Source organism: Synechocystis salina LEGE 00031, from assembly GCF_015207985.1.
Lineage (GTDB): Bacteria > Cyanobacteriota > Cyanobacteriia > Cyanobacteriales > Microcystaceae > Synechocystis > Synechocystis salina.
This window is the reverse complement of the sequence record NZ_JADEVV010000029.1, coordinates 22,826-45,838: the sequence shown is the minus strand read 5'-3', so window position 1 is coordinate 45,838 and position 23,013 is coordinate 22,826. Positions and strand designations below refer to the sequence as shown.

The following is a 23,013-nucleotide window of genomic DNA, read 5'->3' as shown; positions in this document are numbered from 1 at the left end:
AAACCTGGACACCATCCCCTTGCGATCAAGAGCCGGACTAGCTACCAGAGGGTATTTTTCGGGTCAATCTGACGGTCATCCATGGAGGGGGTTCTGATCGGTGGCGGTGGTGGCGGCGGAACTGCTCTTCGCTCAGCAATACCCGGTGGCGGCGGGGCCTGGGCGGTGGTTAACTTTAAAAAAGCTTGACGTAGGAGGGGCAGACAGTTGTCCCAGGTGACCTCTTTGTTCACCGGCTCCAACAGATGGTAACGCTTGAGTAACTCTTGAATTTGCCCTAGGGTGCTTTCCGCGCCTCGATAGTTCACTTCAATTTCCGAAACAATTGGTTCCGAATTACGCAGAGGATCCCTTTCTACTGCGGCGATCGCCCGACGAACAGCGGAAGTCAACTCACTGCGATACTGGCGTCCCGCCACCCGCCTTTGTTCCTCCACTCCCTTAACACTGGAAGCATAGAGGGGAGGTAAACGATTGAGGGCATAGGTAGCCACCTCAGTTAGATTGAGATAATTTCTCAGATTTTTGGGGTAGAAACGCAGTTGCTTATCAATTTCCTCATAGACCAACGTTTCCATAACATTGACATGAACGCCGGGATTGATGGGGGCTGAGGACTCGGAGGCGAGAAAATCCATGGCAGAGAGTTGGGGAAAGTGACAACTAGACGAGAAAAAGTATCACAGAGGAGCGGGGGAAAATACAGGGCAAATACATTCCTGGATTCAAGTAGCACTCCGATTTTAGCTGAATTAAGGGATTCTCGGCGCAGTCATTCAACACAATTTAACTGGTGTGGGATAATGGGACACTGCGTCATTTACCTAGGCCCATTATGCGATTGTCCCAGATGCTCTTTGTCACCCTCAGAGATGATCCAGCGGATGCGGAAATCCCCAGTCATAAACTGCTGGTGCGGGCCGGGTTTATCCGTCGTTTGGGCAGTGGTTTGTACGCCTATTTACCCCTGATGTGGCGGGTGTTGGAAAAGGTGAAGCGCATTGTCCAGGAAGAAATGAATCGCACTGGAGCCCAGGAATGTCTACTGCCCCAACTGCAACCGTCGGAATTGTGGAAAATGTCGGGACGGTGGGACACTTACACTGAGTCCGAAGGCATTATGTTCGCCCTACGGGATCGGCTGGAACGGGAATTAGGCCTGGGACCCACCCACGAAGAAGTAATTACGGCGATCGCCAAGGAAATGATCCGTTCCTATCGTCAATTGCCGGTGAATTTATACCAAATTCAGACCAAATTCCGGGATGAAATTCGTCCCCGTTTCGGTTTAATGCGGGGGCGGGAATTCATTATGAAAGATGCTTATTCTTTCCACTGCGACGAAGCTAGTTTAAAGTCAACCTACGAGGCCATGGACCAAGCCTACAGAAATATTTTTAGCCGTTGTGGCCTAGACTTCCGAGCGGTGGATGCAGATTCTGGGGCGATCGGTGGTTCCGGCTCCCAGGAATTTATGGTGCTTGCGGATGCAGGGGAAGATGAAATTCTTTACACCGAAGATGGACTGTATTCCGCCAACATTGAAAAAGCGGTGTCCCTCCCTACGGATGCTAAACCGTCTCGTTTTAGTACCTATAAAAAAGAACCAACCCCTGACACTGCCACGATCGCCAAGATGTGCCAATGCTTGGGTTGTGATGCCAGCAATGTGGTGAAAAACGTTTTATATCAAGCGGTGTACAATGGGGGCAAAACGGTTTTGGTACTGGTGAGCATCCGGGGTGACCAAGAAGTTAACGAAGTCAAATTAACCAATGAGTTAACTAAATTAGCTTCCCACTACGAAAGCACTAATATTTTGAGCTTGACCGTTCCTGACGAAAAGGAACAACAAAAATGGGCGGCTAAATCTTTGCCTTTGGGCTATATTTCCCCTGGCATTAGTGATGATTACATTGCGAAAAATGCATCGGTAGCTGACAAATTTCTCCGGCTGGTAGATCAAACCGCAGTGGATTTAACTAACTTTGCCACCGGGGCCGATGAAGTTGACTATCATGTCACCGGAGCTAACTGGGGTAATGACTTTTCCCTCCCCAAACTAGTGGTGGATGTGCGTAAAGCCCTGGTCGGAGATCGCCCGGTCCATGATCCCAATGGTGAATTAAAAACTGCCCGGGGCATCGAAGTGGGGCACATTTTCCAATTAGGTACTAAATATTCCCAAGCCATGGGGGCTACTTTTACCAATGAACAAGGGGAAGAAAAACCTTTAGTGATGGGTTGTTACGGCATTGGGGTTTCCCGCTTAGCCCAGGCCGCCGTTGAGCAGAGTTACGACAAAGATGGCATTATTTGGCCCACGGCGATCGCCCCCTATGAAGTGGTCATTGTGGTCCCCAATGTGGGGGATGGGGAACAAATGCAGGTGGCCGAGCAAATTTACGCAGAATGCCAAGCCGCCGGGGTGGATGTCCTGCTCGATGACCGCAACGAACGGGCCGGGGTCAAATTTAAAGATTCCGAACTAATCGGCATTCCCTATCGGGTGGTTACCGGCAAATCCCTCAAACAGGGACAGTTAGAAGTAGTCAAGCGGGCCGATAAAAGTGTGCAAAATCTGGCGATCGCCACCGTTGTCCCGACCTTAGTCACCTCGATCAAAGCAGACAAAAAAGCTAGTTAAAATTACCTAGCTCCCTGGTCAGTCCAGTTGTAGAAATAGCACCCTTTGGCGTCAGCTCTTTAGGGAAAAATGCTATGGTCAATGTGTCTTGAATATCTTGAATCACTTTTTCCAGAGGGTAGGTTGTGATGAAATCTTTACTGCGGGGAATTGCCCTATCGGTGTCGGTGTTAATGGCCACAGGGGGCTATGGATTGACCACTTCAGCCCAGGTAGCTCCAGGGGATGACATACCCACCGTGGAAGAGGCCTTGGATACCCCTGATGTAGATGACATCACTGACCAACCCGACCAATTGGTCACCTGGGTATGTAAAAACGGCAGTAAAAGTGTTGCAGTAGAAGTTAAAGAACTGAAGGGTTGGCAAGAAACCGTCAACCCAGACCAAACTTGGGAATGCGAACAAAATATTCCCCCCGTTCAGCCTGATGATGCCACTTTTTCCTGTGAAACTAACGCCACCATGGGACTAATCACAGTCTTCTGGCTAGAAGGGAAAGGCGGTAAGGCAGAAATGACAAGCTGGATGAATAACTTAGCCAACAATCAAAATATGGTCTGTACCCACGGAGAAAGTAATCCCTTCTGGGAATAGGGTTTTCTTTTGCCATTGGCCTGAGCTTGGGGGGAAGTGGTTTTCGTCCTTTGGTAACAACTTCCCCAGCTCCAGTTTGTTAAAGTTAAGGCACTGACTATTAACAACTTTCCATGGCAATTCATCTGAAGGCATCACATTTAGGCGTGGCCGTGCTTCTACTCCTCTTCGGTGGGGCGATCGGTGCCGCTGGGGGGGGTTATCTTTTGTCTTCAGGCCAAAACCATTCCTCCCTCGATTCTCCTGTCAATACCAGCCCCCAAAGTCTGACTCCTGTCCCCGTCGAGAGTAATTACCGCAGTGCCCTCCCCCTGCCTCTGCCCCGCTCTGCCCAGGATGATCAGGAGTTAAATTTCATTGCCCGGGCGGTGCAAAAAATTGGTCCCGCAGTGGTCAGAATTGATGCGGAAAGGAGCGCTTCTCCCCAGAGTGGCCCCATGGGAGACCAACCTTTTTTCCGTCGCTTTTTTGGTGAAGAAGTCCCCGCCAACCCCGACCCCAGGGAACAGGGGACAGGTTCTGGTTTCATTTTGAGCCCTGACGGAGAAGTTTTGACCAATGCCCATGTGGTGGAAGGGGCCAGCACTGTTAAAGTGACCCTCAAAGATGGTTCTGTCCTGGAAGGCAAGGTAATGGGGATCGACACCATGACCGATGTGGCCGTGGTAAAAATTGAGGCGGAAAATTTGCCTGTGGTGGAAATTGGCCAGTCCGATCGCCTGCAGCCTGGGGAATGGGCGATCGCCATTGGTAATCCTTTAGGTTTGGACAACACTGTTACCGTTGGCATTATCAGTGCCCTGGGGCGTTCCAGTTCCGAGGTGGGGGTACCGGACAAACGGGTGCGTTTCATCCAAACCGATGCGGCCATCAATCCTGGTAATTCCGGTGGTCCCCTGCTCAACGCCAAAGGGGAAGTGATTGGGGTTAACACCGCCATCCGAGCCGATGCCCAGGGACTAGGATTTGCCATTCCCATCCAAACGGCCCAAAATGTGGCGGAAAATCTGTTTACCAAGGGCAAAATGGAGCATCCCTACCTTGGCATTCACATGGTTACCCTCACCCCAGAAATGACTAAACAGTTACGAGCAAGTGGGGAATTGCCAGCAGGGGTGACAGCGGACACAGGGGTTTTAATTGTTCAAGTCAGTCAAGGTTCTCCGGCGGCCCAGGCCGGGTTAGCCCCAGGGGACATCATTCTCGAAGTGGGGGGCATGGGGGTTAAAACCGCCAGTGACGTTCAAGAACGGGTGGAAGTGAGCCAAATCGGTGAACCCTTGGCGATCGCCGTTAAGCGTGGCCAAAAACCACAAATGATTGCGGTGCGACCGGGACCTTTTCCTGAAGACTTGGGCCAATAGAATAAGAACCTCATCAGTCCTTGGGATTTTTGGCAAACTAACGACTTTGGAAAATGTTTTGCACCATAGTTTGGGGTAAGGAAGCCGCCTGTCCATTCAGCTCATCCATTTCTCCACTGTCCAATTGCCAACCCAAGGCTCCCAGATTGTCCTGTACCTGCTGGCAGTTTTTTGCCCCTGGAATGGGCATGGTGCCCTGGCATATACACCAGTTCAATGCGACCTGGGCCATGGTTTTTTCCTGCTCCGTGGCGATCGCCTGGAGAGTGTTCAGTAAGGGCTTAATTTTGGGCAATAACCGCCGAAACAATAGGCCACGAATGCCTGGCGGGAAAGGCCCTTGGGGGCCATATTTGCCAGTCAACAGTCCTAGGGTGAGGGGACTATAGGCAATTAATTTAATGTCCAGTTGATCACAGAGGTCTTTCAAACCCAATTTACTAACGGGATCTGTGGAAAGCAAAGAATATTGCACTTGCAGACTGGTAATTCTAATGCCCTCATTTTGGCAAAAGTCATGGGCCTTTTGCAGACGTTTGGGGCCAAAGTTCGATAACCCTAAAGCTTTAGCGTCGCCCCGTTGACAGAGTTGAGCCAAACCCCTGAGCAGTGCCTGTTCTTGCCAGGGGGCATAGTTGGCAGTGGACCAATGGAGTTGCACCAGATCAATGGGTCGCTGTAGTCTTTCCCTAGAAGTAATGCCGGCCTTAACCATGGCCTGCGGTGTAAGTCGCCACGGGTAGGGAGCCAATTTGGTGGCCAGGCAAATTTTGTCCTGATTTGCTCCTCCATAGGCCTGGGAAAATTGCCCCAATAGTTTTTCACTTTGCCCTTGGAGTCGACCGGTGCCGTAGGAATCGCCAGTGTCAAAAAAGGTTATTCCCGCCGTCACACATTGCTCAAACACCCGTTGCAGTTCCCCGTCCATAGAGGGTTGGTAGCCCCAGAGCAACTTGTTACCCCAGGCCCAAGTGCCACACCCCATGGTGGGCCAAATGATCGGGGAAGGTTCCGTGGTGCTAACTGTCATCAGAAAAATGGGCTTGCAAGCTCGCCCTTGAGAGCAACTTCATTGTTTAGTCAAAATTAACGTTTGACTAACTTTTTGCGGGCCACTTTCCGCAGACGGATGGATTCCGGGGTAATTTCCACCAACTCATCGGGGCCAATGTATTCCAAAGCCCTTTCTAAGTTCATATCTTCCGGTGCTTGGAGTTGCACCAATTCATCCCCAGTGGCGGAACGGTGGTTAGTTAATTGCTTGGTTTTACAAACATTCAGTTCGATATCCTGGGGTCGGTTATGTTCACCGATAATCATGCCTTTATAAACCTTGGTACCGGGGGTAATGAAAAACACTCCCCGATCCTCAGCATTTTTCATGGCATAGAAGGTGGCCACCCCTTCCTCAAAAGCTACCATTACACCGTTATAGCGGGTTTCCAAATCGCCACTCATGGGACGGTATTCCAAGAAGCTGTGGTTCATAATGCCTTCCCCCCGAGTAATGCGGATGAAATCCCCCCGGAAGCCCAGTAGACCCCGGGCCGGAATGACAAATTCCAATTGGGTGCGACCGTTCACGCCGGTTTGCATATCCTGCATTTCCCCCCGCCGTTGTCCTAGGCGCTCGATGCAAGATCCGACAGCGGCCTCCGGTACGTCTAAAACTAAGTATTCCACCGGTTCACAGGGCTGACCATTTACTTCCCGATAAATCACCTGGGGCTGGGCTACTTGAAATTCATAACCTTCTCGCCGCATGGTTTCAATCAAAATGCCGAGGTGCAATTCTCCCCGACCGGAGACCAAAAACTGCTCTGCACTTTCCCCGTCTTCCACCCGTAGGGCAACGTTAGTTTCCAATTCCCGATTAAGGCGGTCCCGAATTTGACGGGAGGTGACAAATTTGCCCTCCTGTCCTGCAAAGGGAGAATCGTTGACCGAAAAGGTCATCTGCAATGTGGGCTCATCCACTTTGATCAGGGGTAAAGCTTGGGGTTCATCCGGGCAAGTCAAAGTCTCACCGATATTGGCATCGGCAAAACCGGCGATCGCCACAATGTAGCCAGCACTAGCCTCAGCCAACTCAACCCGGCTCAGACCTTCAAAGCCCAAAAGCTTACTTACTTTCCCCCTGGCAATGGAACCATCTTCTTTAACCAAAGCGGCCTGTTGCCCGGCTTTAATGGTGCCGTTATGGATGCGGCCAATGATAATGCGCCCCAAATAATCGGAGTAATCCAGGGTGGTCACCTGTAATTGCAACGGTTTGCTCGGATCGCCGGCCGGGGGCGGGACATGGTGCAAAATCGCCTCGAACAGGGGCTTCATGTCCTCCGATTCATCTTCGAGGCTTTCTTTGGCAAAGCCCGCTAAACCAGAAGCAAACAAAGTAGTGAAATCACATTGGTCATCGTCTGCCCCCAGTTCCACAAATAAATCAAACACCTTATCCACTGCGGTGTTGGGGTCAGCCCGGGGACGATCAATTTTGTTAACCACCACCAGGGGACGCAGACCCTTTTCGAGGGCTTTTTTGAGCACAAAGCGAGTTTGGGGCATGGGGCCTTCATTGGCATCGACGATTAAGACGCAACCGTCCACCATACCCAGTACCCGTTCCACTTCTCCTCCGAAGTCGGCGTGGCCGGGGGTATCGACAATATTAATTAACGTATCTTGGTAGCGGACCGCTGTATTTTTGGAGAGAATAGTGATGCCCCGTTCCCGTTCCAGGTCGTTGGAGTCCATCACGCACACCGGTACATCTTCCCCTTCCCGGAAAATGCCTGATTGCTTCAACAGAGCATCAACAAGGGTGGTTTTACCGTGATCAACGTGGGCAATGATGGCGACATTGCGGATGGGAAGAGACATAACGGGCAAGCGGCTTCAGGGTCCGCATTAACAATTTGTAATATTCAGTCTATCCTACCGTTGGCTTCTCTGGCGCAAACAGCCCCTAAAACTAAACCTAATCACCCGCAATGTATTTGTGTAAAAAGCTATTGGCTGCCAAAATATTTAACGGTTCAGTGAAACAGTAGCCCTGCATGAAAAAGCAATTGAGGCTATCCAAAATATTAATCTGTTCTTCCTGTTCGACCCCCTCGGCCACCACCTTCAAGTTGAAGGTTTTACCAAGACTGATCAGAGTTTCCATCATGGTCAAATTTGGAACATTATCTGGTTGTTCCAGCAACTGTGCCGTGAGGGATTTGTCAATTTTTAGCTTTTGGAAAGGCAAATCCTGGAGACAACGCAGGGACATATAATCCGTGCCAAAATCATCGAGGGAAAAGCCCACGCCATAGTTGTGCAAGTTAGTAATAATTTGTTGTGCCAGGCCAAAATCCTTCATCACAGTGGATTCTTGAATTTCTAACTCCAAATAATGGGTCTCCATCTTAGCCATGGCGATCGCCTCCATGACCATATTTTTGAGCAAAGGATGGTAAAACTGCTTTTCGGAAATATTAACGGAAACCAAAAAGGGACTTTGCAATTGCTCTTGCCACAGGACATTTTGTTGGCAAGCCGTTTCTAAAATCCACCGGGTGAGGGGCACCATAAATTCCGTTTGGTCACTCCAGGGCAAAAACTGGCCCGGGGGCAGTAGGCCCTTTTGGGGATGTTGCCAACGGATAAACGCCTCCATGGCCTCAATGGTCTTTTTGCGCCAATTAATCTGGGGCTGATAGTACAATTCCAACTCATGTTGTTCCAGGGCCCGCAGCAAGCGCTTTTCCACGATCGCCAAACGCTTCTGATCAGAATCAGAAAGTTCTGGCACTGGCTGGGGGGCATCGATGCGCACATCCACCGCCGTTTCGATATGGTCATCCGCCTCCCCTGCTCCGGGATTGGTGATTTGGGGTAACAACTGCTGTAAATTTTCCCTGATATGCTCAATTAAATCATTCACCTGCTCCCCATCCACCGGATAGAGGGACACCCCGTAGGTAATTTCCGGTTGGAAAGGTCTTCCCCCCGCCATCACCGGAGTTAGCACCGGTTTCATCAAGCGTCGGGCAATCCCCAACAGACTGTTCGTGTCCTGCACCTGGGACACCAGAAAAATAAACTCATCCTTATCCCAACGGGAAACAATATCTCCATTGCGCAAATTTGCCTTCAGCTTTTGCCCCGCTTCCTGCAGAAAAGCATTGGCCACCGCATCCCCTCGTTTGCGCTTGATGTCAGACCAATTATCAATTCGACAGAGCAAGACCCCTACCTGGGCATGGTGGCGGCGGGCATTGGAAAGGGCAATATTTAGGTATTCCAAAAACAGAGTCTGGTTGGGCAAATCCGTCGCTGTATCCAGATAGGACTGCTCATGGAACGTTTCATCATTGGAGCCGGCCAACAAATCAACCCCTTCCCTAGCGTTATAGCTAGAAGCAATCTGGGCAGAAACCGCCTCATTGTAGGGGGAAGTCTGGGGTAACATTTCCACCGGCTGGGAGGAAGAATCACCGAACCCCTCTCCGGTAACGTGGTAACTAGCATTGATACTACAGCCAAAATTAATTAGGTCACCATTTTTTAACTCATGGATGAGGCGTTTTTCCCCGTTCACAAAGACGCCGTTTTGACTTTTATTGCCTTCTAGATCCCCATCAATAATCCAAAAACATTCTTCGTTGGTTTTACTATTGGTCTTCCGCATCAGGGTGGCATGGTGCCGGGAAGCCTGCCGAGAATGGATCTGGATGCTAGTACCAGAATGGCGGCCAATAGAGTATTGCTGTTCGTCCAGGATTATAGTTCTTCTTTGATTGGCATCTTCTAGAACTAGTATGTGTTGCTTCATAGAGAATTAGGGAACTATCAATTCTAAGTTATGCCAGAGGATCAGCCTTGATTTTATTTTGACTTAAAAGTTCTGTCGCGGCATCAACTTTGAGGGGTTTACTGAACCAAAAACCTTGTATTTCCTGGCATTGTAGTTTTTGTAGTACTTCCAACTGCTGTTGGGTTTCTACGCCCTCACTAATTATGCGGATGCCCAATTTTCTCCCTAGGGTCATAATGCCAGTAACGATCGCCTCGTTGACGGGACTGTGGTCCAAATCCTTGATAAAGGACTGGTGGATCTTGACGGCGGGAATCTTAAACTGTTGCAAGCAGGACAGACTACCCAAGCCAACACCAAAATCATCGAGGGAAAGATTGACCCCCATGGCGGCTAACTGCTCGATGGCCCGACGGGAATAGTCGATGTTTTCCATAATGATGCTCTCAGTCACCTCAATGGTCAACCAGTGGGGCTCCAACTGATTCTCCTCTAGGATACTTTGAATATTGGAAATCAAGTCGGGATTTTGAAATTGGTTGAGGCAGAGATTAATACACACCGGCAAAGGGGGAACTCCCGCCGCTTGCCATTGCCGATTCTGTTGGCAGGCGGTTCTTAGAATCCATTCACCGATGGGCACAATTAAATCAGTTTTTTCCGCCAGGGGAATCAAATTAACTGGAGAAATTTCGCCAATTTCAGGGTGGTGCCAACGCAACAGGGCCTCCATGCCGGTAATTTCCCCCGTGTTGATCTGGAGAATGGGCTGGTAGGTCAGATAAAACTGTTGCTTGTCCAAAGCCTCGTAGAGGAGATTTTCCAAGCGAAAAAACAGGTTAGCTTTGGAGGCCGCCTTTTCGTTAAAGAAGGCAAAGGAGTCAAAGTGTTTTTCCTTAATCTGTTCCAGGGCGGTGTGGGAATTTTTCAGTAGGCTAGCCCCATCGCTACCGCCATCGGGATAAACGGCGATGCCCACCTTACCCTTAAGGTGAATTTTTTGTTTGGCCACATCAATGCCTTCCTCCAGCATGGCCAGCATTTCCTTAACGGTTTCTGTGAGGGCTTGATTATCCCCCGGTTCCTTGAGCAAAATGGCAAATTGTTTTCCCTGCCAGCGGCAGGCCAAGCCTTTCTTCTCCGTCCACTGGCTCAAGCGTTTGGCTACGGTTTTGAGGAGAATTTCCCCACACCCCAGTCCGAAGGCGTTGATCATCCGTTCATAGTTATAAAAATTGAGGAATAGGATCGCCAACCGACTCTGGTCTCGCTGTACTTTTGCCAAGGAGATCGCCAATTGTTCCTCAAAAAAAGCATGGTTAGGTAGCCCGGTCATGGGGTCGTAGAAAGTATGTTGGGCTAAACTATCTTCTGCTTGTTGTCGCCGGGTAATGTCAATTAAGTAACTACGAATAATTTGATTTTCAGTTAAATAATGAACGTATTGCTCATAGCATTCATCCCCATTTTTCACTTCTCGCAAAAGCAAATTGCCCCGGACGTTTTGGGCTTGGTTAAGCAGACCTTCCAGAACAGGATGGCTAACCCCCCGGTCATTGATATCCCGAAACTTAATGCTAGCGGGGGGATTTAGATAAACGATCTTGCCATTGAAATCAATTTCCACAATGGGATGGGGACTAAGCTCAGCAAAAGAAGAAAAACGCACCAAATCAGCGGAACTAGGGGCCAAACGGGAGGCTTCCTGTTCCTCTTCATTAATAATGGTAGATTTGCTGGTATATTCCCCTAAACTTTGGCGCGACAGGTCTTCAAAGGACATGGCCTCCAAGGGGTTGAACATAGCGATTTCCAAGGAAGTGGAAACGATGTAGTAACTAGCCTTGGACTGACTGCCAAATAGGATCACATCTCCATGCTGCAGGTCGTGGGATTCACTATCCTGACCATTGATAATCAGACCATTAGTACTGCGATTGCCTTCCAAATCCCCATCTAAAATCCGGTAGGAATAACTTTCATTTTGGGGGGTGGGTTTGATGCGAATCAGGGTGGCGTGATGACGGGATACCACCTGGTCGTAAATGACAATATCATTGCTGGATTCCCGTCCGATGGAATAGGTTGGTTCGTCCAAGGAAATAATACGACGGGCTTTTTGATCTTCGATCACAAATATATGTCGAAATTCAGGCAGGTTAGTCATAACAGCAAGGATGGGCGGATGGGCAAGGGAAATATTTATCTTGACCCGATGATGGAGACAAAATCTGGCTAAATTGCGACCCCACCTCTAGTTTGACATAACCCCTAGCGGTTTGATCGTACTTCTTAGGCAAACTTTATTAACGGTTTACTCGAGGTTTGGGCGGACCATCAATGAAGGCAAGTTGCGGTTAGTTTTAATGATGGGGATAAGACCTAGCTTTGGTGTAATTGTTTCTGTAAAAATTGCCCCATTTCCCGTTTCCGTAGGGGACGACTCAACAAAAATCCTTGTACTTCTTGGCATTGCAGTTGCCGGATCAGGCTGAGTTGGGCTTCGGTTTCTATCCCTTCGGCCACTAGACGATATTGGAAGCCCTGGCTCAATACAAGTATGGACTGGAGAATGGCCATTTCCTGGGGGGTACCCCGCAATTGGGCCATGAATCCTTGATGAATTTTGATGGCGGTGAGGGGAAACTGGGTGATAAAACCAATGCCCATTTGGCCGCGACCAAAGTCGTCTAGGGCAATTCTGACGCCAAAGGCTTTGAGGTCTTGGAGAATAGCCAGGGCTTTGGACGGTTGTTGTCGCAGGGTATTTTCGGTGATTTCTAGCTCCAACCATTGGGGATCCAAGCCGGTTTCCTCTAGGGTTTTGCCTACCATCATCACCAAGTCTTGGCGGTAAAATTCTCGCGCTGAGAGGTTAATGGCGATCGCCCGGGGGGGCAAACCATCTTTTTGCCAATCTACATTTTGTTGACAAGCGGTGCGAAAAATCCAATCGCTGAGTTCAAAAATGAGATTACTACGGGCGGCAATGGGAATAATTTTTTCGGGGGCAATCTCTCCCACTTCCGGATGTTCCCAACGGAGTAGGGCTTCCATGCCGGTAATCTCTCCACTTTGGAGATGAATTTGGGGTTGGTATTGCAGGGTAAGTTGGCGTTTGGCGATCGCCTGTTGGAGAAGATTTTCTAGGCGGGCTTGATGGAGGGCTGCGGTGCTAAACTTCGGATCATAGAACTGGTAGCGATTAAAACCAGTTTGGCGTAATTTTTGCAGGGCAGTATTGGCCCGGGAGAGTAAATCTTCGGCCCGGTTACCATCGTTGGGGTAAGCGGAAATGCCAATGTTGACATTAAAGATAATTTCCCGTTCCCGCACTGTTACGGGGTTTTTCAGACGATCTAAAATTCTTTCCGCTAGACGAATGGAATCCTGGGGACTTTTGATCTTGGCTAGAATAATCACTAAGGTGTTGCTATCCCATTGCCCGACGGTATCTCCGGAGCGCATACAATCGGCGATCGCCCCGTGGAAGGCAATAAAAACCTCATCCCCAAAGCTAAAGCCATAAGCCTGGTTAACGCGATTGAGAATCTCCAGGTGGATGAACATTACCCCCATGAGATGCTGATGGTGGGCCGCCGCATCGATGGCGAGGGAAAGCTCCTTCTGCAAATTGACTCGGTTGGGGAGTTTGGTAATGGGGTCATACAACGCCTGGTTGGCCAAGGTTTCTGAATAGCCCTGGCGACCCCGGGGGGTGCGCATGACAAAACAGTACACTTCCCTGTCTTCCCAGGGTTGGCGATAGACTTCCCCCTTCACCTGCACCGTTTGCCCCTCCCGATTGCGGTATTCCAGTTCCGGTACCGATAGGTAATCTTGGGTTTCCAAATTAATTAATAGTTCTTCGATCACTGGCCGTTCCGCGGCCATCAATTGATAAAGGGTGAGGTCTAGAACTTCCGGTTCTTCGTAGCCCAATAATTGGCAAAAAGCACTGTTGGCTTCAACCACGGTTTTGGTGCGGGCATCCACCAGTAGAAAACCTGTGGCCGTATATTCCCGATAGGCACGCAAACGATGGTGGAGGTCGTTCAACCCTTGCTCCATTTTGCGATACTCGGTTACGTCCTCGCTGTAGCACTGCAAGCGACTCCGGTCTGGCTCGAGGAAAACCCGCTGGTGGAAAATTTGTTGGCCGATGGGAATATCCCGCTCCAACTGCAAGCCCTCCCTGGTGAGGGATAAATTGGCGAGCCCTTGGATTAGGGGATGTTGGGACTGGATGGCCATTAATTCCGGAAATAAGGCTTTCGTTGCCCCGTTGGCGTAGAGTACCCGCCCTGCGGTGGTCAACTCAACAATTAACTGGGTACTATTTTCGCTCAGGGTGGCCGGCGGATGATGGCTTGGCCCTGGGGCACTGCGGCCCACATCCTGCAGTTCCTCGTTATAGACCACCGCCGTAGAAAAGGATGAATCTTCCTCTACTTCCACTGCTTCATGGTCAAACCCGGCCCCTTCTCCATACTCGTGGTCAGCCAGGGCAAAGTTGAGGGGATCCACGTAGGTTTCCCCCATGATCGGGTTGGCAGCCACCGATACTGGTTCGATTCCATAGGGTTGTTCCTCCGACTCCGTGGTCAAATTCATAATGTGGTAACTGGCTTTGGACTTGTTGCCAAAGCGAATTACGTCCCCGTGTTCCAACTCGTGGGAAAGACAATACTGACCATTGATCACTATGCCATTTGTACTGCGTTTACCCTGGAGATTGCCGTCAATTAGACGATAGGTGTATTGATGATTTTGGTAGTCGTTAACCCGGATCAGGGTGGCGTGGTGGCGGGAAACTTGGCGATCGTAAATGGGGATGGCACTAGCGGGGTCTCGACCAATGTCGTAGGTGTTTTCTTCCAGGGAAACGATGCGGCGAGACTTCTGATCCTCAATGACCAGAACGTGGCGGACAATGGAATCGTTACTCATGGGGGGCATGGCTCAGGGGATAGTTTTATTTAACTTGGGCAAGCTCGGCGGTCAACTTCAGGACCCGATCGCCTCTCAGTCCGGGGTTGGCACCACAAACACGCAACAGTGGGCATGGTGAAAGACATAGTTACCCACACTACCAAGGAGAATTTCGCTTATTCCCCACCGGCCCCGGTGCCCCACCACAATGATGTCACTGTTATCCTCTTTGGCTCGCTGGCAGATAATTTTGCCTGGACTGCCCAAAATTTGTTCCGCTTGGCAGTGGATGCCCAAACCCAATGCTTGCTGACGGCGCTTTTCCAGGGTGTCTAACCCTTCCTGTTCAAAGGTTTGCCATTGCTGTTGCCACACTTCCATAGTTAATTCATTGCCCACAGCAGGGTAAATTTCATCCATATTGACCGGGATGGGCAAAGGACTGCCCTCTTCTTCGGCGGACAACACATGGAGCAACAACAGGGAAGCCCCATAGGCCTTGGCTAGGGATAAACCTTTTTCTAAAACTTCTTGACCTGCAGGGGACAGATCCAAGGCGACGAGAATACGGTTGAACAAGGTAACCCTCCAAGGCTTTGAGCAGTGGGCAAAGATTTGCGCCTTATTTCCCACAGGACAGAATGCTTTTTCAATGCCCTGGTTTACATACATTGTAATCTTCGTGGGAGACGATTTCTTTTGGCTCTAGGCGATCGCCATCATCCTGACAAATTAGCCGGTAATGTCTAGTGACTGGAATACTGATCACTAGGCGATCGTGCCTAAGGCGTTTGCCATAAAATTCGCGGTAGTCGTTCTGTTCCGCTAACCCCGCCAGAATTTGCCTAGCCTTAATCACCACGTTGCGGGGGAGATGGGTCAAATCAATGGGATCTTCCTCAAAGGTAGCTTTCCAAGCGGCCCGGGACTGTTTCCTTTCCTCTTGGTCAATGTGTTTTTGCACACAGCGATGACATTCTTGGCCATAACCCTTATGGCCACAGGGAAAAGTTTTTTTACGTCTTGCCATGGTGTTTACAGTTGGGTGGAGGGTGAGCATCTGTAGAACAAACTGCTTGACAACCGCGCCCTAATCAATCACCTCCCCTCAACCTTTCTGGCGGCAATGCCAAACTTTGCCCACAGCCGCCGACATGGGGCGGTTTTTTTATAGCTTAGCGGCTAATCCCCGTGACGGAACAATGGCCCAAACCAAAGCCCTGGGTCAATGCTGCCATGGACTAAAGGCAATGGTCTTGCCCCTGGCGTCCCTCTTCATCACAGTTCGGGGGTCGGCCCTCCTTGCCAACGACTCAGGGGTACACAGTCGATCGCCAATTGATCCAAGGCCCTGGCTACGACAAAGTCCACTAGATCTGTCACGGATTGGGGGCGATGATACCAAGCGGGAATGGCGGGCACAATCCGGACCCCGGCTTCAGCCAAACTGGTGAGATTGCGCAGATGGATCAAACTGAATGGCGTTTCTCTGGGTACCACCACCAAGGGTTTGCCTTCTTTGATTTGCACATCCGCCGCCCGCTCCAATAGATCGGAACTCATGCCCACCGCTAGTTTAGCCACCGTGCTCATGCTACAGGGCATCACCACCATGCCGGCGCAACGGTAGGAACCACTGGCAATGGTGGCCCCCACATCTCCCCAACGATGACAAATAAGTTTTCCACCGGTTTCCACCCCAGCTTGGTGCCGCCAAAAGTCTGCCTGGGCGGAGGGTTCCCCTGGCATTTGAATATTTTGTTCCGCTTGCCAAACTTGGTAGCTGGCCCGGGAAGCCACCAGTTCGATGGTGTAGTCCGCCGTCAGTAAATGCTTGATGGCTCTGACGGCATAAATTAGCCCAGAGGCACCGCTGACCCCTAAAATCAAAGGTTGTGCCATGGTGTGTTGATTTTTAGTTAGTTTTTAACTGTTTCTCTTTACATATCTTTACAAACCAATCGACGTATTAGATCAGACCGTCCATTTCCAAGTCTTCAATCATCTGTAGTCCCCTGGCGTCCCCCAGTCGTAGTAGGGCGGATTTGGCATCTTCCTTCACGCCAAAATCTTCATCTTCCACTAGAGCTTCTAAGAGAGCATCGATCGCCGTGGCATAGACCACATTGGAGGGCAATTCCCGACACAGTTGCCCCACTGCCCAGGCACAATTACTGCGGACAGCGCCCATTTTGTCCCTCCTCAGACCCTCTATTAAAGGAGGAATGGTGGCAATAACATCTTCGTAGGCCAATTTGGCAATGTTGGGTAAACTGCTGGCACTCCAGAGACGCACGGCGGAAATGTCGGTTTTTAGAGCATGGATTAAAGGAGCTAAGGCCCGGCGATCGCCACAATTGCCCAGGGCCCAGACCAATCCTTTGCGGACATAACCGTTAAAATCCGTTTGCAAACTTTGAATGAGCGGTTCCACTATGGCCTGGTCAGTATTACGCCCCAACGCATAGGCCGCACTCACCCGCACCAGGGGACAGCTATCCCGTAATAAATTGATCAGCGGCTCCACTGCCCGGCGATCGGCAATTTCACAAAAGGCCCGGGCCGCCAGCATCCTCTGTGGGGCTTCCCTACTGGTAAGAAGCGCCAACATTTCATCGGGGTCCGGGGGTGGGGGGGCTACGTCGTCGTCCAATTGGTCCAGGGGATCAACCCAGGAGTCCTCCAGTAGCACATCATCTTGGTTACGCATAGCTCCATATTTTCGCACGAAATTTGACCCCCTTGGCTGGGGCACCGTGGCCTGCCTTGCTCCGGTTGAACCGGATATTATCTTGGGGTAACGGTTCGAAATTGCGCCAAGGCAACTATAGCTGGGCTAAAAAATTCTCGTCCAAATCGTAGCCCAACAGTTGAGCTAAGGACTTAAGACGGAACTGGGCCGGTAGTTGATATTTTTTTAACCAGTCCGCCAACACAAACACTTTGCCCATAACAAACAGATCCAAGGCTTCAGGATTGAACTGGATGCCATCCACCCGATGGAATTCGTGGGGCACCAGCATGGCCGCATAGCGGGTAAATTCCCCTGCTTGCCAATCTAAACAAAGGGGAAACCAGGGATAAAGACTATCTAGGCGAATAAACCAGAGGCGAACTTCGGGAATCTCCGATAATTCCCTGGGATCGCCTTCTTGCCTAGGAAATTGAATGTCAAACTGTACCCGTTTTTCGATGGTGGCCAGGGCAGATTCATCAATCCGATTCAGGCTCAGATCAATGGTCTGCTCCAGCCACGATTGCACTGGGGCCAGATCCAAATGACTCAATTGCTCTGGGGTAACGGTAATGGTGACCATGGTTTAAACCGCCCGTTTGTAGGCTTCATCCAACACTTCCGACAGGGTGGGGTGGGCATGGACATGGAAGGCCAATTCCCGCACTGATTTGCGGTCGGCGATCGCCTGGGCGGCCTCTTGGATTAGGTCCGATGCATGGATGCCAATGATGTGGGCCCCCAATAATTCCCCGGTGTCCTGGCGGTAGACCACTTTGGCAATGCCATCGGTTTCCTTTTCCGCCAAGGCCTTGGAATTACCTTTAAAATAGGTTTTGGCCGTACTAACCACAAACCCTTCCTTTTCCCCTAGTTCCTTGGCTTGGGCTTCTGTTAGGCCCACGTAGCTAATTTCAGGATGGGTGAAGGCCGCCGCCGGAATGGCCCGGTAGTCCACCTCAGTTTTGCGGCCGCAGATATTTTCCACGGCCACCACGCCCTGGCCAGAAGCGGCATGGGCCAACATCATTTTGCCCGTGGCATCCCCCACCGCCCAGAGATGGGGCACCGGCTTGCCATCTTTGGTCACTTGCATCTGATCGTTAACTTCAATGAAGCCCCGGCGATCAGTTTCTACTCCCACCGTTTCCAGCCCTAAATTTTTGGTGGCAGGAATGCGCCCCGTGGCCACTAGGCAGGCGTCCACTTCAAGGATTTCAACTACTTCTTTAGTCTTGGCATCGGTGAGTTCAATTTCCACCGGGGAGCCTGCTTTTATTTTGGTAGCAAAAACGCCGGTATAGGTTTCAATATCCCGGGATTTAATCAGCACCCGTTCGGCAATTTTGGCAATTTCCGGATCAAACCCCGGCATCAAGTCCGGCAGGGCTTCAATCATGGTCACTTCACAACCCAGAGCCGTGTACACGTCGGAAAATTCCAAACCAATGTAACCACTGCCGATGATGGCAATCCACTGGGGCAACGTTTCCAACTTCACCGCTTCGTCACTGGTAAAGACTGTTTTATGGTCAATTTCAATGCCGGGGGGGACAAAGGGTACGGAGCCTGGGCACAGCATGATCTCTTTGGCTTTGAGAATGCGGGTTTCATTGTCCCCCACCACCGTTACTTCCTGGGGGCCAGAAACCTTTCCCCAACCCCGGATGGTATCTACTTTGAGACGGGTAAGGCTATTGGTCAGGTCAGCTTGAATTTTACTGACAAGGTCGTTGGCATGGGCGGCGATCGCCTCTCTGGTGAAGGTAATGCCATTGACTTGGATGCCTAACTGTTGAAGATGGTCTTGGTCGGACATTTCCCGGACTCGACCGGAGGCAGCCAGGAGAGCCTTGGAAGGAATGCAACCCCGGTTAACACAGGTGCCCCCCATATCCTTGGCTTCGATGATGGCGGTTTTCAGACCACATTTAACGGCGTGGAGAGCGGCTCCGTGGCCCCCAACACCAGCGCCAATAATCACCAAATCGTAATCAAAATCCTGACTCATCGTTGCTTGCACCTCAATCTGTCAAGACTTTAGTTTAGGGGCTAAGGGCAACCTCTGGAAAGTTGACCCCCGCCTAGGCGATCGGCCATCATCTTCGATTAGTTCGACCCCAGTCCATCAGAAATACCAGCCTGCCGCAATAACGCCCTTAACCGTTCATTTTCCTGCTCCGCCAGCTTAGCCCGCTCCGAAAATTCTATTGTTGTCAAAAAAAGATTTCCTTGGGGATCGTAAATTTCCAACTGTTCTTGGGTGAGGACAAAACGTGTTCCTAAACAGGGGCTGACCCAATCATTAATAGTTTCAATCACGACCAAATTTTCTCCCTGTCGCACATATCCCGTAAAGTCAACCCGTTCGGGATCATAAATGTAGTATTCTTCTACTCCATGTCGGTCATAAAAAACCAATTTTTTTGCCATTTCCTTCAATCTATTACCCGGCGATAAAATTTCAAACACTACCTGGGGGGCAATATTCCCTTCTTGCCACTGTTGGTAGGAACCCCGCTCCCCCTTGGGGCGACCAAAAACTACCATCACATCAGGGGCAACCCGTATTTCTGGGTGTCTTTCCACCGGATACCATAATAAATCTCCCGCTACAAACACATCTGGATGATCTCGAAAAACACATTCTAAATTTTCTTTAATCAGTACAATCCAACGGAACTGTAGGGTATTATCTGCCATTGGTTGTCCATCACTATCGGGATAAATAATGATTTGGTCTAGGGCGGCGGTCATGGTCTGGGGCTCCAAACGCTCAGATGTGGCCCGATTCTAACACCCCATCAAAGTTTGCCATTTTCATCGATTTTTCCTTCTCGCTACTGGCCAAACCGCTATTTTGACCTTACCTGCAGCATTGCTCCCCAGGCTTGGCTACGCCAGCAGTTATCCATGATAACCCGATCGCCAATGGGGCAAGTTGAGGACTTAAAGCAGGCTCGGCTTTCAACAGGAGAAGACTCCCGACCATTCCGTCAGAATGGCAACATATTGAACCACCGGGAGCTTTGTACAATGGGCCCTGGATCCGTAATTGGAAAAAACCGAAAATTATGCTAAGCCGTGTTGCTGACTCCGTTTACTGGCTAAACCGCTACATCGAACGGGCGGAAAATATTGCCCGCTTTGTGGACGTGAACCTTTACCTAATGTTGGATTTGCCCTACGGCGCCCAACAGCAATGGGAGCCTTTGGTCATGACCACTGGGGATTTGGGCTTTTTCAAACAGCATTACGGCGAAGTTACCAAGGCCAATGTGATCAAATTCCTCACCTTCGACCAGCATTATTCCAACTCCATCCTTTCCTGTCTGAACATGGCTAGGGAAAATGCCCGCTCCATTCGGGAAATTATTTCTTCGGAAATGTGGGAGGAAATTAATCGCTTTTACCTCATGGTCAAAGAAGCGGGCGATCGCCCTCCGGCTAACATTGCCGACTTTTTTGCCCGGGTGAAACTATCTAGCCATCGCTTTGCCGGTATTATGGACGCCACCATGACCCATAACGAAGCTTGGCACTTTGGCCAGATGGGGCGCCTGCAGGAAAGGGCTGATAAAACCGCCCGCATTTTGGATGTGAAGTATTATTACCTGCTGCCTTCGGTGGAATGGGTGGGTACTCCCCTGGACCAGGTGGAATGGATTGCCCTACTCAAATCCGCCAGTGCCTACGAAATGTATCGCAAGAGTCAGCGGCGTATCACCCCCGCCAACGTGGCCAGTTTTTTGATTTTGCACCAAAAATTTCCCCGTTCTATCCACTTTTGCTTACTCCAGGTACAGCGGTCACTGCATGAAGTTACTGGTACTCCCCAAGGTTCCTGGCGCAATGATGCAGAAAGGGCCCTGGGTCGGCTTTGTGGAGAAATGGGCTACATCACCATCGAAGACGTTATTAGCCAAGGGCTACACGAATTTTTGGAAGAAATCCAAGCTAAAGTGAACGAAGTCGGGGTTAAAATGGCCCAGACATTTTTTGTCAATGAGCCAGTGCTATCGCCGGCGCCAGTGCAAAGTCAAAGTCAGACCCAACAGCAATCCCTAGCGAGTTTTTAGACCCATTACCCATCCGGTACAGGTTGGTCAGCGCTCAAAGTGGGCACCACAATATAACCCGTACTTGCATCGCCTAGCACCCAGTTCCGTTCCCGGCCCCAGTACCACCAATAGGCACCAATGTAGGCACAGATTAGACTATCCCATTGGTCTTCCTGGCGTTTTAGTTCCTTGCCGTTCAGTGTTAACAGCGATCGCCAAGGCTCCATGCCAGGGGGAAGGGTAAGGTCCAGGGCCGGCGTTAGTTGGGGCAAAACATTTTCAATGTGGGACTGTAACTCCAGCAAACCCTGCCTTTTTTGGGCTAGGTTCCCTTTTTTGTATTTGATGATCCGCTCTAGCTGAAAAAGTTGCACCATGGCGGGATGGGGAAACACTTCAATTTGGTAACGCCCTTGCCGTTGGGGCTCTATCTGCGGGGCATGGAGAAAACCCCGTTCTTCTAGCAATTTACCCACTTCTGTGGTTCTTGCCGCAAAAGGTCTAGCCAAATTAGCTGGATAACAACCCGCATGGTACTTGCCAAAATATTTGTGGGTTAGGCGATCGGGCAGCCTTGTCCCCCCGACATTGGGAATAATTGTGGGGGCATCCACCGCCACCATGGCCCCCTCCGGGGCGGTTAACCCCTCATCTAGCCAAGCAAAAATATCTGCCAAGCTCAACCGACAGGTAATGTCCTCCACCCAAAGGCGATCGCCAGCAGGGGCTGATTCCAGCCGTAAACGACATAGTCCACTCTCCCCAGAGCTCCAACCTAAATCAATGCCAATAAATTTCATCAAATGAACACTCGCAAATATTTGCCAAAAAACTTGCCAAGGGCCACAGGGGAGGACTAAGATTAGATTCTGTGAAATTCGGGGCGTAGCGCAGCTTGGTAGCGCACCACTTTGGGGTAGTGGGGGTCGTGGGTTCAAATCCCGCCGCTCCGATTCAACTGAAAAGCCTTCTCCAGGAGCAAATTAGCTTAGGGGAAGGCTTTTTGCTGACTACCTGTTAGAAGCCGAATCTGGGCAAGGGAATGGATACCGGCAAACTGGGAATGGGGGGAGAGTAGCTCGCTCCATTGGTGGAACAACTCAGCCCCGGTAACAAATTGGAACACATACTTTGCAAGGCTCCATCGGGAGTGATGGGTATGCTGAAGCCATTGAACAAACTGCCACTCAACAGGGCTACTAATTCTTCCGGGGTCATGGGAATCACGGAACCGATGATGCCTTCCAACACACTGACCTTTTCCCCCGCTTTAACCTGGGTTGTTTGCCCTGGGTTTTCCGGATCACTAACCAACACAGCTCCCTCCAGAACCTTAATTTCCCCCGATTGACCTTTATTTCTTTCCATCACATACACCGTGCCGGTCACCGCCACACTGACCCCCGCCATGCAACCATTGACCGGGCCACTAGCCAGTAATTGACCTCGTTCCAGCTCTACACATTGACCCACAATCACACTGGCATTTTCGCTCAATCTCCCCGCCGCTCCGTTATTGAACAAGATACCGGCTCTGGATTTTTTGGTCACTATCACCTGGCCAAATTCTGCTTGATCATCCACTTTTGCCTGGATTTCCTCGATGTAAACCTGGGGACCGTCAATGATTTCTTGCACCACCGCTTGGCTGATTTGAGCTTGGCTGGGGGCCACGGCCCATCCCAGAGCCAGTAACGGGGCAGAAGCGCTGAGGGCACTTATTTTAAGAAGTTTTAAGCTGGGGGAGCTAGGTAGGGTAATCATGGCATAGCACCGGGAAAGGGTCAGTGGGGGAACGTAAAATTGGTTAGGGGACCAAGGAAGTAGATTTCTCTCTGGGTCTAAACAAGATAGGAAAATTTTTCGCCTCTATCTTAG

General features: G+C 50.4%; 19 protein-coding genes and 1 tRNA gene. 5 read left to right on the top strand and 15 right to left on the bottom strand.

Features of this window, described 5'->3' with window-relative positions:
• Positions 1-41: 41 nt before the first annotated feature.
• On the bottom strand, positions 42-638 hold the full coding sequence (locus IQ217_RS11250) for a late competence development ComFB family protein (protein ID WP_194020011.1): 597 nt from the start codon (positions 636-638) through the stop codon (positions 42-44).
• A gap of 197 nt (positions 639-835) precedes the next feature.
• Here IQ217_RS11250 and proS point away from each other — a divergent pair, with 197 nt between their 5' ends.
• The 3 genes from proS (at position 836) to IQ217_RS11235 (ending at position 4,607) form a co-directional block, all read left to right on the top strand.
• Positions 836-2,647: a proline--tRNA ligase gene (gene proS, locus IQ217_RS11245; protein WP_194020010.1), complete on the top strand. Its 1,812-nt coding sequence runs from the start codon at positions 836-838 to the stop codon at positions 2,645-2,647.
• A 128-nt stretch (positions 2,648-2,775) separates the two neighbouring features.
• Complete coding sequence (locus tag IQ217_RS11240) at positions 2,776-3,243, top strand: hypothetical protein (RefSeq protein WP_199309744.1); 468 nt, start codon at positions 2,776-2,778, stop codon at positions 3,241-3,243.
• 113 nt (positions 3,244-3,356) lie between these two features.
• Entirely contained in the window at positions 3,357-4,607 is a 1,251-nt protein-coding gene (locus IQ217_RS11235) for an HhoA/HhoB/HtrA family serine endopeptidase (protein WP_194020009.1), read from the top strand.
• Positions 4,608-4,644: 37 nt separating this feature from the next.
• On the opposite strand, the gene IQ217_RS11230 is transcribed toward IQ217_RS11235, so the two are convergent.
• The 12 genes from IQ217_RS11230 to IQ217_RS11175 form a co-directional block, all read right to left on the bottom strand.
• A complete protein-coding gene (locus tag IQ217_RS11230) occupies positions 4,645-5,637 on the bottom strand; it encodes an aldo/keto reductase (protein ID WP_194020008.1) in 993 nt (330 codons plus the stop codon).
• A 56-nt stretch (positions 5,638-5,693) separates the two neighbouring features.
• Positions 5,694-7,487, bottom strand: a complete 1,794-nt coding sequence (gene typA, locus IQ217_RS11225; protein WP_190598738.1) for a translational GTPase TypA — start codon at positions 7,485-7,487, stop codon at positions 5,694-5,696.
• A gap of 97 nt (positions 7,488-7,584) precedes the next feature.
• Positions 7,585-9,426, bottom strand: coding sequence for an EAL domain-containing protein (locus IQ217_RS11220; RefSeq protein WP_190598739.1), 1,842 nt, complete (start codon positions 9,424-9,426; stop codon positions 7,585-7,587).
• Between the two features lie 28 nt (positions 9,427-9,454).
• Positions 9,455-11,542 (bottom strand): EAL domain-containing protein, encoded by a 2,088-nt coding sequence (locus IQ217_RS11215; RefSeq protein ID WP_338117496.1) that lies wholly within the window; start codon positions 11,540-11,542, stop codon positions 9,455-9,457.
• Between the two features lie 248 nt (positions 11,543-11,790).
• Entirely contained in the window at positions 11,791-14,358 is a 2,568-nt protein-coding gene (locus IQ217_RS11210; RefSeq protein ID WP_228024035.1) for an EAL domain-containing protein, read from the bottom strand.
• A gap of 75 nt (positions 14,359-14,433) precedes the next feature.
• Positions 14,434-14,919, bottom strand: a complete 486-nt coding sequence (locus tag IQ217_RS11205; protein ID WP_190598742.1) for a universal stress protein — start codon at positions 14,917-14,919, stop codon at positions 14,434-14,436.
• Positions 14,920-14,989: 70 nt separating this feature from the next.
• Positions 14,990-15,370, bottom strand: coding sequence for a DUF7682 family zinc-binding protein (locus IQ217_RS11200; RefSeq protein WP_190598743.1), 381 nt, complete (start codon positions 15,368-15,370; stop codon positions 14,990-14,992).
• Positions 15,371-15,618: 248 nt separating this feature from the next.
• On the bottom strand, positions 15,619-16,242 hold the full coding sequence (locus IQ217_RS11195) for a flavin prenyltransferase UbiX (RefSeq protein WP_194020005.1): 624 nt from the start codon (positions 16,240-16,242) through the stop codon (positions 15,619-15,621).
• Between the two features lie 67 nt (positions 16,243-16,309).
• Positions 16,310-17,068, bottom strand: a complete 759-nt coding sequence (locus IQ217_RS11190; RefSeq protein WP_347338265.1) for a HEAT repeat domain-containing protein — start codon at positions 17,066-17,068, stop codon at positions 16,310-16,312.
• Between the two features lie 97 nt (positions 17,069-17,165).
• Complete coding sequence (locus tag IQ217_RS11185; protein WP_194020004.1) at positions 17,166-17,657, bottom strand: CRR6 family NdhI maturation factor; 492 nt, start codon at positions 17,655-17,657, stop codon at positions 17,166-17,168.
• Positions 17,658-17,660: 3 nt separating this feature from the next.
• Positions 17,661-19,085, bottom strand: a complete 1,425-nt coding sequence (gene lpdA / locus IQ217_RS11180) for a dihydrolipoyl dehydrogenase (RefSeq protein ID WP_194020003.1) — start codon at positions 19,083-19,085, stop codon at positions 17,661-17,663.
• Between the two features lie 98 nt (positions 19,086-19,183).
• On the bottom strand, positions 19,184-19,831 hold the full coding sequence (locus tag IQ217_RS11175) for a Uma2 family endonuclease (protein ID WP_194020002.1): 648 nt from the start codon (positions 19,829-19,831) through the stop codon (positions 19,184-19,186).
• 317 nt (positions 19,832-20,148) lie between these two features.
• Here IQ217_RS11175 and IQ217_RS11170 point away from each other — a divergent pair, with 317 nt between their 5' ends.
• The gene (locus IQ217_RS11170; RefSeq protein ID WP_190598749.1) at positions 20,149-21,153 is read left to right on the top strand and encodes an alpha-E domain-containing protein; all 1,005 of its coding nucleotides are present in this window, start codon (positions 20,149-20,151) and stop codon (positions 21,151-21,153) included.
• Between the two features lie 5 nt (positions 21,154-21,158).
• Here the strand turns inward: IQ217_RS11170 and IQ217_RS11165 are convergent, their stop codons facing one another.
• Positions 21,159-21,935, bottom strand: a complete 777-nt coding sequence (locus tag IQ217_RS11165) for a DUF429 domain-containing protein (protein WP_194020001.1) — start codon at positions 21,933-21,935, stop codon at positions 21,159-21,161.
• A 79-nt stretch (positions 21,936-22,014) separates the two neighbouring features.
• Here IQ217_RS11165 and IQ217_RS11160 point away from each other — a divergent pair.
• A tRNA-Pro gene (locus tag IQ217_RS11160) sits at positions 22,015-22,088 on the top strand.
• Positions 22,089-22,152: 64 nt separating this feature from the next.
• On the opposite strand, the gene IQ217_RS11155 is transcribed toward IQ217_RS11160, so the two are convergent.
• Complete coding sequence (locus tag IQ217_RS11155; protein WP_190598751.1) at positions 22,153-22,899, bottom strand: FecR family protein; 747 nt, start codon at positions 22,897-22,899, stop codon at positions 22,153-22,155.
• Positions 22,900-23,013 lie beyond the last annotated feature (114 nt).